Genomic DNA, 16,513 nt, shown 5'->3' with positions numbered 1-16,513 from the left:
CTCCGGGGGGAGACGTCGAAGCAACCGGGGGAAACACATGCACATTCAGGATTCGCATGGGCAGGCGCGGGCCGCGCAGACCGTCGGCGGGATGCCGGCGCAGGGCGCGGTCGGCACGGTGGCGGGGGCCGGTGTGGCCGGGGCCGCGCGTCCCGCGCCGCTCCGCGTGGACGCCCAGCGCAACCTCGAGCACGTCCTGAGGGCGGCGCGCGAGGTGTTCGGGGAGCTGGGGTACGGGGCGCCGATGGAGGACGTGGCGCGCCGGGCCCGGGTCGGTGTGGGCACGGTCTATCGCCGCTTCCCGAGCAAGGACGTGCTGGTCCGGCGCATAGCCCAGGAGGAGACCGCGCGGCTGACCGAGCAGGCGCGGGCCGCCCTGGGGCAGGAGGACGAGCCCTGGTCGGCGCTGGCCAGGTTCCTGCGCACGTCCGTCGAGTCGGGTGCCGGACGGCTGCTGCCGCCGCAGGTGCTGCGGGTCGGCGTGGACGTGGAGGAGACGGGCGCGGCCGACGACGTGCGGGTGCCGCACCAGCGGGGCGCGGGCGCGTCGGGCGCGCTGCGGGTGGTGACGCCGCGTGCGGTGCCCGCGGCGGAGCTGGACGACGCGGGTGCGTCGGAGCTGCTGGACGTGGTGGGCCGGCTGGTCAGCCGCGCCCGGGAGGCCGGGGAGCTGCGGCGGGACGTGACGGTCGCGGACGTGCTGCTGGTCATCGCGACGGCGGCGCCTTCCCTGCCGGACGCGGCGCAGCAGAGCGCGGCGTCGGCGCGGCTGCTGGAGATCCTGCTGGAGGGGCTCCGCTCGCGCCCGTGACGGTACGCGTGTGAGGTGCGGGCCGCGGGGCGTCCGTGAGGGGAGCCCGTGGCGGGGCGTCCGTGAGGGGAGCCCGTGGCGGGGCGTCCGTGACCCGGCGCCCACGGGGTCCGTGTGCGGAGTCCCCGCTGCGGCCTGTGGCGCACGCCCCGCTGCGGGTCCGTGTGCGGAGTCCCCGCTGTGGCCTGTTCGCGTGCCTCACGGTGCGGGCCCGTGGCGCGGCGGCCTTGGCGGCGCGCCTTGGCCGAGGTGCCTGTGGCGGGGCCGTGTCGGGGGAGCCTACTCCGAACATGTGCCCGCCGGCGGGCGCGTGGGAAAGTTCCGCCCCGGACGGGTGGTTGGCGGGCCCGTGCCCGCGGCCGTTCGGGGCGCTGTGGGAACCTTGGCCGGTGTTCCGGTCTGAGGTTGGGTACGGGGGGCGGTCGCGTTGAACGGTGACGGTGGCGACGAGCAGCTCGGCGGCACCGACGCGGTCGGGTCGGCCGGAGGACGGCACTCGGCGCAGGTTCCGGCCCAGGGCGGCCGCGGACCGGTGCGGGGCGGGCCCCGCCCGGACGAGCCGGGCATCCCTCCGCAGCGCGCCGAATCGGTGCTGCCGCCGCCGGTGGAGCTGCCGCCGTCCGACGCGGAGCTGGTCCAGCGGATGCGGGGCGGTGACGACTCCGCGTACGAGGAGCTGTTCCGGCGCCACTCGGGCGCGGTGCTGCGGTACGCGCGCACCTGCTGCCGCGACCGGCACACCGCCGACGACCTGACCGCCGAGGTGTTCGCCCGGACCCTCCAGGCGGTGCGGCGCGGCGCCGGTCCCGAGCAGGCCGTGCGGGCGTATCTGCTGACCACCGTGCGGCACGTCGCGGCGGCCTGGACGAAGACGGCCAAGCGCGAGCAGCTGGTCGAGGACTTCGGGGTGTTCGCCGCGGAGGCCGCTCGGGCCTCCGAGCTCACCGACGAGGACACGGTGGAGCTGGGCGCCGATGTGCGGGCCATGCAGGAGGCCGAGCAGTCGCTGGCCCTGCAGGCGTTCCGGTCGCTGCCGGAGCGGTGGCAGGCGGTGCTGTGGCACACGACCGTCGAGGAGGAGCCGCCGAGCGCGGTGGCGCCGCTGTTCGGGCTGACCGCGAACGCCACGGCGGTCCTGGCGAGCCGTGCCCGCGAGGGGCTGAAGCAGGCGTACCTCCAGGCGCACGTCAGCCAGTCCCTGACGGCGGGCGGCGACTGCGCCAGGTACGCGGACCGGCTCGGCGCCTACGCGCGCGGCGGGCTGCGGATGCGGGCCGAGCGGGGGCTGCGCAAGCACCTGGAGGAGTGCGCGAAGTGCCGCCTGGCCGCCGGTGAGCTGGAGCAGGTCAACGCCGGAATCCCGGCGCTGCTGCCGGTCGCGGTCATCGGCTGGTTCGCCACCGGGTTCTCGCTCAAGGCTGCGGGGGTCGTCGCCGGGGGCGCGGCGGGTGCGGCGGGCGCCGGTGCGGCGGCCGCGGCGACCGGGGGTGCCTCGGGTGCCGCCGCCGGGGGCGCGGCGGCCGAGGGGCTGGGCGCTCCCGCGAAGGCGGGCATCGCGGCGACGCTGGCCGTCGCGGCGACCGCGGGGCTCGTCTGGGCGCTGTCGGGCGACCCCGGTCCCGCGCCGAAGGCGGTGGCGCGGCCGCCGGTCGCCCAGCCCGTCGTACCGCCCGTGGTGGAGCCGCCGGCGCCCGCGCCGCAGCCGCCACCGCCGCGGATGGTGCCCGTGTCGGCGCCGAAGCCCGCCCCTGAGCCCACGCCGACGCCCACGCCCACCCCCGCTCCGGAACCGAGCCCCACGCCGACGCCGAAGCCGGCGCCGCCGAAGCCCTCGCCGTCCCCGACGCCCACGCCGTCCCCCACCCCGACGCCGAAGCCGAAGCCGAGCCCCACGCCGACCCCGGCGCCCGCGCCGGCCACCTACCGGGTGGGGCACCTGAAGTACGACGTGTTCGGCGACCACACCGGGCCCGAGCTGCGGCTCGGCGGGTCCGGCTGGGTGTGGCAGCGGTCTGGTCTGTCGATCGGCGGCACGACGTACGGGCACGGCATCACCGTGCACCCCCGCTCGTCGGTGATCGTGGACCTCAACGCGGAGTGCTCCACCTACCAGGCGTTCGTCGGGGTGGACGACATGTCGAAGGGGCTCGGCTCCGTCCGGTTCTCCGTGTGGGCGGACGGGGTGCGGCTGTGGCAGTCGCCCGTGGTCGACGGGGGTGATCCGGCGGTGCCGGTGAGCGTCGGCATCGCGGGCCGCGAAACGATCCGGCTGGTGACGGAGCCGTCCCGGCCGTCGGGAGCGATGGCGCTCGCGGACTGGGCGGACGCCGGCATCAGCTGTACAGGAGGGTGAGGAAGTCGATGGACCTGCCGTGTGAGGCGCCCGTGACGGTGCGGGAGACCGAGGACACGCTGTTCGGGTCGGTGGCGGTCGCGCTGGACACCGCCGCCGGAGTCGTGGACGTCCGCGGCGACACGGTGCCGGGCGTCGTCGTGCGCCGCGCCGACGGAGTGGCCGACGTGGACGAGCACATACCCGTCGGCACCCGCGACGGGGCGCTGCTGTCGCTGGTCGTCGACGGCGAGGCCGTGCCGGTCCGGCCGGGCAAGGGGCGGCTGACCAGGCGCTCCTTCCGGGTGGACGTGACGTACGAGGGGGTCGCCTACCGGCTGGTGCCCGACGCGCTGTCGGAGAGCCGGCTGCTGCGGGACGGCAAGCCGATCGGGCGGTTCTCGTCGGACGGCGACGGTGTCGTGCTGGCCGAGTGGCAGGACGACGCGCGGGTGCGGGCCGTGGAGGCGGCGCTCGGCTACGCCCTGGCCGCGGCGTTCGGCACCGGGGCGCTGCCCATGTGGATGCTGGTGCTGGAGGCGCTCGGGGACCTGCTGCCCGGTTAGGGCCTGTCTTTCGAATCTTCCCGGGGCCGCGGGCTTACGAGCGGAGGGTCGGCCGGGACGGTACGCCCCCGGCGACGGCGCGGCGGCGGGGCGCGGCCGTGCCGGTCCAGCAGGTGCCGCGGCGGGCCACGAGGCGGTGCAGCCACAGTTCGGTGGAGACCAGGTCCGCGATGCCGTCCAGGGGGACCGGTTCGCCGTCGGCGGCGGCGCGCAGGGCGGTGCGGACGACCCGCGCCTCGATCAGCCCGGCGTCCGCGAGGAGCGGCGCCTCGAACAGGCGGAGCAGCTGCGGCAGGGCGACGCGCAGCCCGGCCTGGACGGCCGCCTGCGACGGCGTGAGGGTGGGGGCGCCCCAGCCGGGCGGCAGGTCGTGGATGCCGCTGCCGGCGAGGACGGCGCGCAGGATGTCGGCGCGCGCGCCGGGCCGTACCCGCAGCGATTCCGGGAGGTCCCGGCAGGCCCGTACGACCTGGTTGTCGAAGAACGGGGCGTGCAGGCGCTGGCTGCGGACCTCGGCGGCCTGCTCCAGGACGCGGTGGTCGGCGGCGTGGCGGGCCAGGGCGGCGCGGGCGCGGGCCTCGCCGGGGCGCTGCACCGAGGTCGGGCGGGTGGCGGCCTGGTGGAGGCGAACCGATACTTCCGCGAGCGCCTCGCCGGTGAGCCAGCGGGCGGCGGGGCCGGGCCGCGACCAGGCGAGCGCGGCGAGGGACGCGTCGAGCGGGCCGGGCGCGGTCGCGCCGGTGGCGAGGCCCCGGTTGGCTTCGAGGAGGCGCCCGGCGGCGGCCTCCAGACCGGCGCGGTACGGGGTGCGGGCGAGGCGGCGGGCGGCCCGGTAGACGGTGATCGGCACCAGCAGCGAGCCCGCCGTGGTGCCGGTCGCGCGGGCCAGGGCGGTGACGGGGCGCAGCAGGTGGCGGCGCCTGCGGTCCATCAGCAGGTCGGCGAGGCGGGCGGGGTGGGCGTCGAGGACCTGGCGGGCGCCGTGCCCGGTGAAGTGGTCGGCGCTGCCCGCGGCGAGGCGGCGGCGGTGGCGGGCGGCGGTGACGAGGGCGGGTCCCGGCTCGTCGGTGAGCGGCACGTCGAGGTCGGCGTACGGCAGGGCCTCCTCGGTCGCGGCGACGACGACGTGGTGGAGGCGCGGGTCCTCGGCGAGGGCGTGGGCGCGTTCCAGTTCGGCCGTGTGGGCCGGTTCGCGGGCCGCGGCGGTGAGGTCGTTGAAGGTGACGGCGAGGAGGCGTTCGCCGGCGCCCGCGCCGCCCTGCCCGGTGATGGTGCCGGGTACGCCGGGCAGGCCGGCCGCGAGGAGGGCGAGGGTGCTGGAGGCGCTGCCGCCGGACAGGTCGGCGCCGATGCCCGGCGCGGGCGCCTCGCCGCGGGCGGCGCGCCGGTCGGCGGGCCCCATGCCGGGGACGGGGCCGGGGTCGGGCGGCAGGCCGGCGGGGGCGTGGCGGGGGGCGGTGAGGCGGGCCCGTACGGCTTCGACGAGGGCGTCCCGGACGCCTTCGACGGCGCGGTCGGGGTCGACCTGGGGCGCGGCGACGGCGAGGGAGGCGACGGGTTCGTACCCGGTGATCTCGCGGGAGCCCTCGCGCAGGACGAGGGCGTGGCCGGGCGGTACGCGTTTGACGCCGGCGTACGGGGTGGAGTCGCGCAGCGCCTCAGGGGTCTCGGGGCAGGCGAGGAGCGCGGCGAGGTGGCCGATGTCGAGCTGTGCCTCGATGAGGTCGGCGAGCGGCAGCGCGGCGGTGGCGTAGGCGGTGCCGTTGGCCCAGGGGGTGTGGAAGACGGGGCGGGCGCCGGCGAGGTCGGAGGTGACGGTGATGCGGCGGCCGGTCTGGACGACGGCGGTGTAGCTGCCGGGCCAGGCGGTGAGGTGGCGCAGGGCCCCGCCGCGCGCGGCGAACAGGCCGACCTTCAGTTCCTCGTCGGACGCCGCGCAGCAGCCGAGGACGGCGAGGCGCACGTCGGGGGCGACGCCGACCACGCGGATCTCGTCGGGGCGCCAGTCCCCGACGGCCCACAGCGGATCGGGGTCGCCCCACAGGAGCTGGCCGCCGACGGGCTGGATGGTCGCGCCGTCGTCGGTGGGGCCGACCGCGCCCGCGGTGCCGAAGCTCGCGGCGATACTGCTCCACCCCACCAGCCAGCGCATCGCCGCCTCCACAGCCTGTGGACATCTTCAGCCACTCGCGGCACGCCCGGCACGGGCCACTGGGGCGGCTGGTGCGACGGGGGTGCCGACGGGGACATGCTGCCACGACAAGGGGCGCACGGGAGGGCGTCGGGGCGGCGGGCCGGTAAACGGGTACGCGCCCCTGGCAATTGGCGCCGAGGCCCGCGGGGCGGCCGCGTCCGTGAGCGGGCGGCGCGGCGGGGGCCGGGCGCGGCCGTGGACGGGGCGGCGCCCACGCGCGGGCGGCGGGCGCACGGCGGGCCTCGGAGCGGGGCGGGGCGGTGTCCACGCGCCGGGCGCGGCGGGTGTCCGGGCTGTCGGGAAGGCGACCGGGTACGAGGCGCGGCGGGCCTCGGAGTGGGGCGGGAGCAACGCCCAAGCGCCGGACGCGGCGGGCGTCCGGGAAGGCGACCGCGTACGAGGTGCGGCGGGCCTCGGAGCGGGCAGGGCGGGTGTCCGCGAGGCGCAGGCTCAACTCCCCCGCCGCGAAGGCCTCTTCTCCGCCCGATCCGGCGGGCGGCCCCTCACACGGGCCCTTGGACTCGTACGCACAGCGGACCCAGCCCCGTACGCACAGCGACCCGTCGCCCCAACTCCGCATCGGTACACAGGGGTTCGCCCGGCCGAACCATGGGCATCATTCAGCCATTCTCAGGAACCCAACCAACCGGAACGTTTGTCGGCCACTCCCCCCTCCACGGTGATCCATACGCGCGGTCCGGAGGGCGCTGCTCGCCCTCCGGACCCGTCCGCCGCCCGCGGGGAATGAGGCGGCGGTGTCCCCCAGCCCGCTGGTTCCCGCCAGCGGGCCGACCCACGCGGCACCATGGAAGCGCTCCCCGCACGCCGCGAGCCAGAGCGCACGGACGGGCGCACGGCCACACGCCCGGGAGCACGGTGGGACGGGGCCGGGCGCACGCCAACTTCCCTTACGCACAACAATCCCGCCATAGGGAACACCACCCCTTAACGGTAGGGATGCGGCGAACTACGCTGGGTTTACGAATGCCGCGCGCCTATGCCTGGCAGCGCGGCGGCCGTCTGGGTGTCGAGGGGTGGCGCATGTCCAGGGAGCTACGCGGACCGAACGAGAAGCTCGGCACCGTTCTCGCCCTCGCCGGGATCAGCAACGCCGGCCTGGCGCGGCGCGTCAACGACCTGGGGGCGCAGCGGGGCCTGACCCTGCGCTACGACAAGACGTCGGTGGCCCGCTGGGTGTCGAAGGGCATGATCCCGCAGGGTGCCGCGCCGCATCTGATCGCCGCCGCGATCGGCCAGAAGCTCGGCCGTCCGGTGCCGCTTCACGAGATCGGCCTCGCGGACGCCGACCCGGCGCCCGAGGTGGGCCTGGCGTTCCCGCGCGACGTGGGCGAGGCGGTGAAGTCGGCGACGGAGCTGTACCGGCTGGACCTCGCGGGGCGCCGGGCGGGTGCGGGCGGCATATGGCAGTCGCTGGCCGGCTCGTTCGCGGTGAGCGCGTACGCGGTGCCCGCCTCCCGGTGGCTGATCACCCCGGCCGACCCGTCGGTGGAGCGGCGCCTCACGCGCGCGGAGGGCGGCGCGACGGGCGCGGCCGGTCCGGGCGCGGCGGGCTCCGGTGCGGGCACCGCCACGGGAGCCGGGGCCGGCGCGGGGGCCGGGGCGCAGCAGGCCGCCGTGCCCGTGGCGACGGTCGACGAGCCGCCGCCGGAGGGCGCCCACGCGCGCGTGGGCCACAGCGACGTGGCGAAGCTGCGGGAGGCCGCCGAGGACGCCCGCCGCTGGGACTCCAAGTACGGCGGAGGAGACTGGCGTTCGTCGATGGTGCCCGAGTGCCTGCGCGTGGACGCGGCGCCGCTGCTGCTCGGCTCGTACTCGGACGAGGTGGGCAGGGCCCTGTTCGGCGCGACCGCCGAGCTGACCCGGCTGGCCGGCTGGATGGCCTTCGACACCGGCCAGCAGGAGGCCGCCCAGCGGTACTACATCCAGGCGCTGCGCCTCGCGCGCGCGGCGGCGGACGTGCCGCTCGGCGGGTACGTGCTGGCGTCGATGTCGCTCCAGGCCACCTACCGGGGCTTCGCCGACGAGGGCGTGGACCTGGCGCAGGCCGCCGTGGAGCGCAACCGGGGACTGGCCACGGCGCGCACGATGTCGTTCTTCCGCCTCGTGGAGGCCCGCGCCCACGCCAAGGCCGGGGACGCGGCGGCGGCCGGGGCCGCGCTGAAGGCCGCCGAGGGGTGGCTGGAGCGCTCCCGCGACGGCGACGCCGACCCGTCGTGGCTGGGCTTCTACTCGTACGACCGGTTCGCCGCCGACGCCGCCGAGTGCTACCGCGACCTGAAGGCGCCGCGCCAGGTCCGCCGGTTCACCGAGCAGGCGCTCTCCCGCCCGACGGAGGAGTACGTGCGCTCGCACGGGCTGCGGCTCGTCGTCAGCGCCGTCGCCGAGCTGGAGTCGGGCAACCTCGACGCGGCGTGCGCGGCCGGCACGCGCGCGGTGGAGGTGGCCGGGCGGATCTCGTCGGCGCGTACGACCGAGTACGTACGGGACCTGCTGCACCGCCTGGAGCCGTACGGGGACGAGCCGCGCGTCGCCGAGCTGCGCGAGCGCGCCCGCCCGCTGCTGACCGCCCCGGTGTGACGGCTCCGGCCCCGCACGTCCCGGCCCGGCCGGGGACACGCCGCCGAAGGGCGTGCCACCTGGCGTGATCCATCTCCCACCGCCGTACGCGCCTGGTTTAACGGCGTTGTCAGCGGGCCAGTGCACTATCGGGGTGGGAGGTGGCACAGGTGTCCGGGTTCGGCGGCGGCATGTTCGACTGCGACGTCCTGGTGGTCGGCGGCGGGATCATCGGACTGTCGACGGCGTACGCGCTGTCGCGGGCCGCGCCCGGCACCCGCGTGACCGTCCTGGAGAAGGAGCCCGGCCCCGCCCGCCACCAGACGGGGCGCAACAGCGGCGTCATCCACAGCGGCATCTACTACCGCCCCGGCTCCCTGAAGGCCCGGTTCGCGGTGCGGGGCGCCGCCGAGATGGTGAAGTTCTGCGCCGAGTACGGGCTGCCGCACGAGGTGACCGGCAAGCTGATCGTCGCCACCGACCGCGCCGAGCTCCCCCGCCTGCACGCCCTCGTCCAGCGCGGCCGCGAGAACGGCATCCCCGTGCGCGAGCTGGGCCCGGCGCAGATCAGCGCGTACGAGCCGCACGTCGGCGGCATCGCGGCCATCCATGTGGGCACGACCGGGATCTGCGACTACGGCGCGGTCGCGGCGCGGCTCGCGGAGGCGTCCGGCGCCGAGGTGCGCTACGGGGCGCGGGTCACCTCCGTGGACCGGCGCCCCTGGGGCGTGGCGGTGCGCACGGCGGACGGCGCGGTGGTGCGCGCGCGGGCGCTGGTGAACTGCGCCGGGCTGCACTGCGACGCGGTGGCGCGGCTCGCGGGCGACGAGCCGGGCATGCGGATCGTGCCGTTCCGGGGTGAGTACTACGAGCTGGCCAGGCCCGGGCTGGTGCGGGGGCTGGTGTATCCGGTGCCGGACCCGGCGTTCCCGTTCCTGGGCGTGCATCTGACGCGGGGCGTCGACGGGGGCGTCCACGTCGGACCGAACGCGGTGCCCGCGCTGGCCAGGGAGGGGTACGGCCGGCTCACGGTACGGCCCGGCGAGCTGGCCGGGACGCTGGCGTGGCCCGGCGCGTGGGCGATCGCGCGCCGGCACTGGCGGTACGGGGCGGGCGAGCTGCGCCGGTCGCTGTCGAAGGCGGCGTTCACGGAGGCGGTGCGGCGACTGCTGCCGGAGGTGCGGGCCGAGGACCTGCGGCCGGCCCCGGCGGGGGTGCGGGCGCAGGCGGTGCTGCGGGACGGGACGCTGGTGGACGACTTCCTGATCCGCGAGGCGCCGCGCACGGTGCACGTGCTGAACGCCCCGTCCCCGGCGGCGACGGCCTCCCTGCCGATCGGGCGCGAGGTGGCGCGGAGGGCGCTGGCGCACCTGAGCGGGTAGGGGCGGCGCGGGCCGCCGGTGGGCCGGGAGCGCGGGCCCGTCGAGGGGCCGGGAGCGCGCGCCGGTTGGGAACACGGCCCGGAGCGCGGCCCCCGGTTGTCTGCGGGCGCGGCCCCCGTGCCTGCGGGCCCGGAGCGCACCCGCCCACGGGCCGGGAGCGCGGGCCCGGGGGGAACGCGGGCCGGGTTCGTAGAATCGAAAGCACTGTGTCCGAGAAGACCGCGTCGAGCACGCCCCCCACGCCCCCCGCCCCCCAGCCGGCCGCGCCCGCGTCCGCCGCGTCCGGGCCCGCCCCCGAGCCGGCCGCGCCCGCGTCCGCCGCGCACGGGTCCGCCCCCGGGTCCGGCGCGCCCGGCACCGGCGCGTCCGGGTCCGCCGCCCGGTCGTCCGCGTCCGGGACCGTACCGGCCTCGCGGCGCGGGAGCCGGATGTTCCCCGACGGGACCGGGCCCTCGCCCGACCCGGCCGGGTCGCACTTCGAGCGCCGCATCCGCAGCTTCCAGCCGCGCCGCAGCCGGGTCACCACCGGCCAGGGCGAGGCCCTGCGCCGCCTGTGGCCGGTCTGGGGCCTGGACATCGACGGGCGGCGCGTCCTCGACCTGGACGAGATGTTCGGCGGGCTGCCCGTCGTCCTGGAGATCGGCTTCGGCATGGGCGAGGCGACCGCGGCCATGGCCGCCGCCGACCCTTCGACCGGCATCCTCGCCGTGGACGTCCACACGCCCGGCCAGGGCAACCTGCTGGGCCTCGCCGAGCGCAACGGCCTGACCAACGTGCGCGTGGCCAACGGCGACGCGATCATCCTGCTCCGCGAGATGCTGCCGCCCGCCGCGCTCGCCGGCGCCCGCGTCTACTTCCCGGACCCGTGGCCGAAGCAGCGGCACCACAAGCGGCGGCTGATCCAGCCCGAGTTCCTCAGCCTCCTCGCGACGCGGCTGAAGCCGGGCGCCGTCCTGCACTGCGCCACGGACTGGGAGCCGTACGCCGAGCAGATGCTGGAGGTGCTGACCGCGCACCCGGACTTCGTGAACACGGTGCCGGACGGCGGGTTCGCGCCACGGCCCGGCTTCCGGCCGCTCACCCGGTTCGAGCAGCAGGGCCTGCGGAAGGGGCACGTCGTCCGCGACCTGCTCTTCGCCCGCGCGTAACAGCCTCGCCGTAACCCTCCGCAACGCCCTCGCGCGGTGTCAGTCCGGCCGTCTAGGGTCGATGGGGTGTCAGATTCGCACGCACCCCGCCTCGATCCACGGACCCCCGCACCGGGCTCGCCCGCCCGCCACGCCCGTCCGGCGGGCCAGGCGCGTCCGGCGGACCGCCCCCGGGCGGCGGACCACGCCCCGCTGCCGGGTCAGGCCGGGCGGCCCCGGCCCGCCGACGCCGAGCGGCCGGCCGGGCATGCCCAGCCGGCCATCCCGGCCTACGATCCGCGGCCGTCGTTCGACGCCGTGCCGGAGCGGGCCCGCTGGCGGTACAAGCCGAGGGGCCGGTTCTGGCGGAGCCGGGTGGTGCGGCTGTCGGCCGTCTGCCTGGTCCTCGCGCTGTGCGCCCTGGTGATCCTGGCGCTGGTGCGGGAGCAGACGGGCACGACCGGCTTCCTGGTGGGGCTCGGCCTCGCGCTGCTGCCGGTGCCGCTGCTGATGGCGGCGTTCCGCTGGCTCGACCGGGTGGAGCCCGGCCCGTGGAAGAACCTGCTGTTCGCCTTCTCCTGGGGGGCGTTCGCGGCGGCGCTCGTCGCGATCCTGGCCAACACCCTCGCGACCCGCTGGATAGCCACGGCGACGGCGGACCCGACGTCGGCGGACACGCTCGGCGCGACCGTCGTCGCCCCCGTGGTGGAGGAGAGCGCCAAGGCGGCGGCGATCCTGCTGATCTTCCTGTTCCGGAGGCGGGACTTCACGGGCCTGGTGGACGGGGTGGTCGTCGCCGGGTTCACAGCGACGGGCTTCGCGTTCACCGAGAACATCCTGTACCTGGGCAGCGCGTTCGGCGAGGACCAGGAGATCGGCACATCGGGCCTGGAGTCGGTGACGGCGGCGACGTTCTTCGTACGCGTGGTGATGTCGCCGTTCGCGCATCCCCTGTTCACGGTGCTGACGGGCATCGGCTTCGGCATCGCCGCGATGACGGCCCGCCGCCGCAGGGTGGTGCGGACACTGCTGCCGCTGCTGGGCCTGGTCCTCGCGATGGGTGTGCACGCGCTGTGGAACGGCTCGACGACGTTCGGGCCGTGGGGGTTCATCCTCGTGTACGGGGCGTTCATGCTGCCGGCGCTGGGCCTGCTGACGTGGCTGGCGATATGGACGCGGCAGCGGGAGCTGCGGACGATATCCGGTGAGCTTCCGGCGTACGCGGCGGCCGGCTGGCTCTCCGCCGACGAGCCGCTCGCCCTGTCGTCCATGCGGGCGCGGAGCCTCGCCCGGTCGTACGCGGCGCGGGCGTTCGGCCCGGCGGCGGCGCGGACGGTGGGCGAGTACGAGGCGTTCGCCACGTCCCTGGCCTTCCTGCGGTACCGGGCGCGCAAGGGCGTGACGGACCGGGACTTCACGGCGCGGGAGCAGGAGCTGCTGCACCACCTGTGGCAGCGCAAGGCGGTGGCGGCCCCGTCCCTGACGTTCGCCGCGCGGGCCACCGGCCGCGTCTGGACCCCGCCGCCCCACCGGGACTACGCGGGCTACAACCCGTACCGGTACTGACCGCCGTACGGGCCGCGCGACGGCCACGGGCCCGGCGTGCGGGCCCGCAACGCGGACCGGCAGCCCTGGCGTGGGGGGTGTGCGCCAGGGCTGCCGGGGTACAGGGGGTGGAGCGCGACGGGCTCGCACCGGCGCCGCGGTGAGGCGGCGTACGGGGTGGGCCGGCCGTCGGGTCGGGCCCGTGCCGCACGAGGGGACCGTGCGGCACCGGCTCCGATGGCGGCCAGGACCGACGGCCGGGTGAGAAGGCCCGGCCGGTGAACCGGGTCAGACGGTGAGGCCCTTGCCCCGCATCCAGGCCAGCGGGTCGATGCCGCCGCCGGACGGGGTGTGGACCTCCATGTGGAGGTGCGGGCCCGTGACGTTGCCGGTCGCGCCGACGCGGCCGATCGTCTCGCCCGTGCCGACCGTCTGGCCGGCGCTGACGGTCATGGAGGAGAGGTGGCAGTACCAGACCTCGGTGCCGTCCGGGAGTTCGAGCACGATGCGGTACCCGTACGCGCCGGACCAGCCCGCCGACTTGATGGTGCCGCCGTGGACGGCGTTGGCCGGGGTGCCCGTGGGGGCGGCCAGGTCCAGGCCGGTGTGGTAGCCGGAGGACCACATGGAGCCGGCCTGGCCGTACGTCGAGGTGATCGTGTACGAGGAGGTCGGCAGGGCGTAGCTCGCGGCGAGCTTGGCCAGGCGCTCGGCCTCGGCCTTCGCCGCGGCTTCGGCCTCCGCGCGCTTGCGCTCCGCCTCGGCGGCCTTCGCGGCGGCCTCGGCGGTGGCCTGCTGGGCGGCGGCCTCCTGCGCGGCCTTCTCGGCCGCCGCCTTCTCCGCGGCCTCCTGCGCCGCGGCCTCGGCGGACGCCTGCTGCTGCTCGACCTGCTGGAGGATGCGCGCCCGCAGCGCCTCGCCCGCGTCGGCCTCGGCGCCCTGGGCGTCGGTCGCGGCCTGGTCGGAGGAGAGGGTCAGCGTGGCGAGGTTGGCGGGGGCGGCGGCGGGCGCCTCCTCGGCCGTGTCCTGCGCGTCGTCGCCGATGAGCGTGCCCACGCCGGGAAGTGAGGAGGCGTCGGGGAGGTTCACGTCGGGGAGGGATATGGCGACGCGCGGCTTGTCGTGCGCGGTGGCCATGCCGCCCGCTCCGACGGCGGCGATGACGCCGACCCCGAGGACGGTGGAGCTGCGGGCGAGGCCGCCGCGCTGCTTGACGACACGGTGCCGGCCCCGGACGGGGCGGACGGTGTCCTCGGTGGGGTTCCACTCGACGGTGGCCGCGGGGGCGGCGGCGTCCGGGATTCCCGAAGCCGTGGGGTGGCCGATCGGGTCGTACGAGCCGAAGGGGGCTTCGGGGGCAGGCCTGTTGGACGCCACGGAGGCGTACTCCTTTCCTTCCTTCACCGCCTACCGGGTTAGCTGACGGGTTCGGAGCAGGAAGGTCTCCTACGGGCCGGTGAGGGCCCGATTCACCCCAAGTGTGTGGTTCCCCGGTTCCCTTGCGGGATTCGGCGCATGCGCACGGTGCCGCCTCTTGCGACGACTGGGACGACCGCGCTGCGTTATCGAACGTTAATAGAAGCGGGGCCCGTATTCCAAGCCGTTCCCTTGGATGCCCCGCCCACGTACCGGCGGCGCAAGACCCCATAAAGGGACAAGCCAGAGCGAACTGACCCCGAATCAGGCCGCTGCGGGACCGGAACGCCTTAATCGAGTTTCTGACTGCCTGTCAACTGCCCTAGCGGAACGCGCCCCGGCGTTCACGGAGCGTGGGGACCGGTCGTCGGGGGCCCAGAGGGGCCCGGACACGCCGAAGGCCGGATCTCGAGAGATCCGGCCTTCGGTTTCAGTAGCGGGGACAGGATTTGAACCTGCGACCTCTGGGTTATGAGCCCAGCGAGCTACCGAGCTGCTCCACCCCGCGTCGGTGAACACCACCTTACGCCATCCCGGAGGGGGTCGTTTACCAATTACCGGCCCAGGCTCCGAAAACCTGGTCGAATCGGCCGGCTGAGCGTCCGGCCGAGCGCCCTGGGCGTGCGCGACGGCCCCGAGACCGCGGGCCCGGAGACGCGGGCGCCACCTCCCCAGCGTGCGCGCGACGGCCTCGAGGCCGCGGCCCCGCCGGGCCGGGCGGAGGCGGTCCGCCCGTACGGCTCCGTCCGGCCGGGCCGAGGGCGGTCCTCCGACCCGGGTACGTGCCGTCCCCGTGGGGCGCGAGTGGCGCGGCGGGCCCCTTGTCGCGGAGTACCGTGGAAGAGGGTGAACGTCCGGTTCGCCGCAGCGACCGGACCCCGCGCAGACAGGCGAACACCACCATGGCCGACTTCGACACCCCTTCCGCCCCCGGCCGCCTCCCGGACGCCGTCCACGAGGCGGTGCGGCCGGGCACGGCGCTGCTCCGGCTGGAGACCACGGGCTCCCGCGAGGGAGTGCTGGACGGGGCGTGGTGGCCGCGCTCCCGTGACATCGGGGAGGAGCTGCCCGCGCTGGTACGCGCGCTGAGCGAGCACCTGGGCCCGGTGACCCGCGTCGGCCTGGACGCCGCCGCGTGGGACGAGCTCCCGGTGCGGCTGATCGTGGACGACCGGGTGGTCCACATCGCCTCGTTCCCGGTCGGCGACGACACGGTACTGATCACCCGCGGCGACCGGGACCACTTCTCGCTGCTCGTGGTGCCCCCGCACGCGACGCCCGAGGCCGCGCGGGCCGCGATGGCGCGGGCCGTGCAGCCCGGCAACACCGCGCAGGCCGGGCAGATCCTCATCGACACGGGCACCGGGAGCAGCGCGCAGGTCTGAGCCGCCGGACGCCCGCTGGCCGCGTGCCAGGGCGCCGGGCCCTCGCGTGCGCGGCGCCGGGCAGCGCGTGCCGGCGCGCCGGGCCCTACCGGGCGGCGCGCCCGCGGCCGCGCCGCCGGGACAGGAAGGCGCCGAAGAAGATCAGGTCGGCGACCAGCAGGACGGCGCCGATGACCAGCAGGTACATCAGCCCCTCGACCGCGACGCCGATGAGGCCGAGCACGATGGCCACGAGGATCAGGAACAGGAAGATCGCCATGCTGGTACTCCTCCGTGCGACGGGCCGGTGACGGACCTGTGGGGCGGGGCCCCGGGAAGCGGACCTGTGGAGCCGGGCCCCGAGAGCGGGCCTGCGGGAGCGGGCCCACGGGGGCTCAGCGGCGGGCGAGGACCCGCTCGCCCGCGGGACCGGGCTGGTAGGCCAGGCCGTAGTGGTGGAAGACGACCGCCTCGTCCTCGGCGGCCAGCACGTCGTCCAGCCCGATCGCCGGGGCCTTGCGGACCGTGCCCTTGTCGTACGGGACCCTGACGTACCCCGGACCGACCGTCGCGTCGTCCAGCGGGACGAACACCAGGCGCTGACGGGTGGGCAGTCCCGTGCGGACGGTCGCCATGGCCGGCTCGTCCGTCGCGGTGTGGACGTAGACCGCCTCCAGGACGCCGATCTTGTGCCCCTTGGGGTCCACGACGTCCTGGTTGCGCCACTCGCGGATGTCTGCTGGATGGATCATGCGGTCTGCTCCCCTGGTCGGGCCACGCTCCGGCAGTGCCGCTCCACGGGACGCCGACGGCGCGACGGCGCGCCCGCCCTGCCTCTTCCCCAGCCTGCCCCGCCGCTCCCCGCCCCGCCACACGAGCGGGCGTGCCCGCCCCGGCCGGTCGGCGCACCGGACGGGCCTCCGGTCCCGGACGGGGCCGCGACCGGTCCCGCACCGGGCCGGCGAACGCTCGTCCAGGCGGCCGAAACGACGAGGACCCCGGCTCGCCGCAGCGCGAGACGGGGTCCTTCCGGTAGGCCCTGTGGGACTCGAACCCACAACCAATGGATTAAAAGTCCACTGCTCTGCCAATTGAGCTAAGGGCCCGTGACGGGTCATCCCCGAGCATAGCCCGCCGGGGGGCGTGAGCCGATCGGGTATCGGCACAACACCGCTTCCGGCGCGTCCCGGACGGGGGAC

12 protein-coding genes, 2 tRNA genes and 1 riboswitch are annotated in these 16,513 nt (G+C 76.4%); of the genes, 8 read left to right on the top strand and 6 right to left on the bottom strand.

The features are described from left to right. Window positions 1–37 precede the first annotated feature (37 nt). The 3 genes from ACSUPT_RS15545 to ACSUPT_RS15535 all read left to right on the top strand — a co-directional run bounded on the left by ACSUPT_RS15545 (window position 38) and on the right by ACSUPT_RS15535 (window position 3,709). Window positions 38–811 carry a TetR/AcrR family transcriptional regulator gene (locus tag ACSUPT_RS15545; protein WP_399218562.1) on the top strand — a complete coding sequence of 258 codons (774 nt, stop codon included), beginning with the start codon at window positions 38–40 and terminating at the stop codon, window positions 809–811. A gap of 427 nt (window positions 812–1,238) precedes the next feature. Beyond that, window positions 1,239–3,164 (top strand): sigma-70 family RNA polymerase sigma factor, encoded by a 1,926-nt coding sequence (locus ACSUPT_RS15540; RefSeq protein ID WP_436944667.1) that lies wholly within the window; start codon window positions 1,239–1,241, stop codon window positions 3,162–3,164. Between the two features lie 8 nt (window positions 3,165–3,172). After that, a complete protein-coding gene (locus ACSUPT_RS15535; RefSeq protein WP_361654532.1) occupies window positions 3,173–3,709 on the top strand; it encodes a hypothetical protein in 537 nt (178 codons plus the stop codon). A 34-nt stretch (window positions 3,710–3,743) separates the two neighbouring features. Here the strand turns inward: ACSUPT_RS15535 and ACSUPT_RS15530 are convergent, their stop codons facing one another. Next, the gene (locus ACSUPT_RS15530; protein ID WP_399218564.1) at window positions 3,744–5,861 is read right to left on the bottom strand and encodes an asparagine synthase-related protein; all 2,118 of its coding nucleotides are present in this window, start codon (window positions 5,859–5,861) and stop codon (window positions 3,744–3,746) included. 1,083 nt (window positions 5,862–6,944) lie between these two features. Here ACSUPT_RS15530 and ACSUPT_RS15525 point away from each other — a divergent pair. The 4 genes from ACSUPT_RS15525 to ACSUPT_RS15510 all read left to right on the top strand — a co-directional run bounded on the left by ACSUPT_RS15525 (window position 6,945) and on the right by ACSUPT_RS15510 (window position 12,555). Continuing rightward, on the top strand, window positions 6,945–8,501 hold the full coding sequence (locus ACSUPT_RS15525) for an MFS transporter (protein WP_436944666.1): 1,557 nt from the start codon (window positions 6,945–6,947) through the stop codon (window positions 8,499–8,501). Window positions 8,502–8,671: 170 nt separating this feature from the next. After that, on the top strand, window positions 8,672–9,862 hold the full coding sequence (gene lhgO, locus ACSUPT_RS15520) for an L-2-hydroxyglutarate oxidase (RefSeq protein ID WP_436946219.1): 1,191 nt from the start codon (window positions 8,672–8,674) through the stop codon (window positions 9,860–9,862). A gap of 206 nt (window positions 9,863–10,068) precedes the next feature. Continuing rightward, window positions 10,069–11,010: a tRNA (guanosine(46)-N7)-methyltransferase TrmB gene (gene trmB, locus ACSUPT_RS15515; RefSeq protein WP_436944665.1), complete on the top strand. Its 942-nt coding sequence runs from the start codon at window positions 10,069–10,071 to the stop codon at window positions 11,008–11,010. Between the two features lie 261 nt (window positions 11,011–11,271). After that, on the top strand, window positions 11,272–12,555 hold the full coding sequence (locus ACSUPT_RS15510; protein WP_351966990.1) for a PrsW family intramembrane metalloprotease: 1,284 nt from the start codon (window positions 11,272–11,274) through the stop codon (window positions 12,553–12,555). Between the two features lie 267 nt (window positions 12,556–12,822). Here the strand turns inward: ACSUPT_RS15510 and ACSUPT_RS15505 are convergent, their stop codons facing one another. Further along, window positions 12,823–13,911 (bottom strand): M23 family metallopeptidase, encoded by a 1,089-nt coding sequence (locus ACSUPT_RS15505; RefSeq protein WP_404146319.1) that lies wholly within the window; start codon window positions 13,909–13,911, stop codon window positions 12,823–12,825. Window positions 13,912–13,923: 12 nt separating this feature from the next. Continuing rightward, a riboswitch (cyclic di-AMP (ydaO/yuaA leader) is annotated at window positions 13,924–14,058 on the bottom strand. A 326-nt stretch (window positions 14,059–14,384) separates the two neighbouring features. After that, window positions 14,385–14,458, bottom strand: a tRNA-Met gene (locus tag ACSUPT_RS15500). A 394-nt stretch (window positions 14,459–14,852) separates the two neighbouring features. Between ACSUPT_RS15500 and ACSUPT_RS15495 the strand changes: the two genes are divergently transcribed. Beyond that, on the top strand, window positions 14,853–15,335 hold the full coding sequence (locus ACSUPT_RS15495) for a DUF5994 family protein (protein ID WP_361654523.1): 483 nt from the start codon (window positions 14,853–14,855) through the stop codon (window positions 15,333–15,335). Window positions 15,336–15,420: 85 nt separating this feature from the next. On the opposite strand, the gene ACSUPT_RS15490 is transcribed toward ACSUPT_RS15495, so the two are convergent. The 3 genes from ACSUPT_RS15490 to ACSUPT_RS15480 form a co-directional block, all read right to left on the bottom strand. After that, window positions 15,421–15,594: a hypothetical protein gene (locus tag ACSUPT_RS15490; protein WP_351966931.1), complete on the bottom strand. Its 174-nt coding sequence runs from the start codon at window positions 15,592–15,594 to the stop codon at window positions 15,421–15,423. 115 nt (window positions 15,595–15,709) lie between these two features. Further along, window positions 15,710–16,066, bottom strand: a complete 357-nt coding sequence (locus tag ACSUPT_RS15485; protein WP_351966932.1) for a PRC-barrel domain-containing protein — start codon at window positions 16,064–16,066, stop codon at window positions 15,710–15,712. A gap of 281 nt (window positions 16,067–16,347) precedes the next feature. Beyond that, window positions 16,348–16,420 (bottom strand) — tRNA-Lys (locus tag ACSUPT_RS15480). Between the last annotated feature and the right edge of the window lie 93 nt (window positions 16,421–16,513).

This window comes from Streptomyces sp. SudanB25_2051 (genome assembly GCF_964272635.1).
Lineage (GTDB): Bacteria > Actinomycetota > Actinomycetes > Streptomycetales > Streptomycetaceae > Streptomyces.
This window is presented reverse-complemented; position numbering and strand designations above follow the sequence as displayed.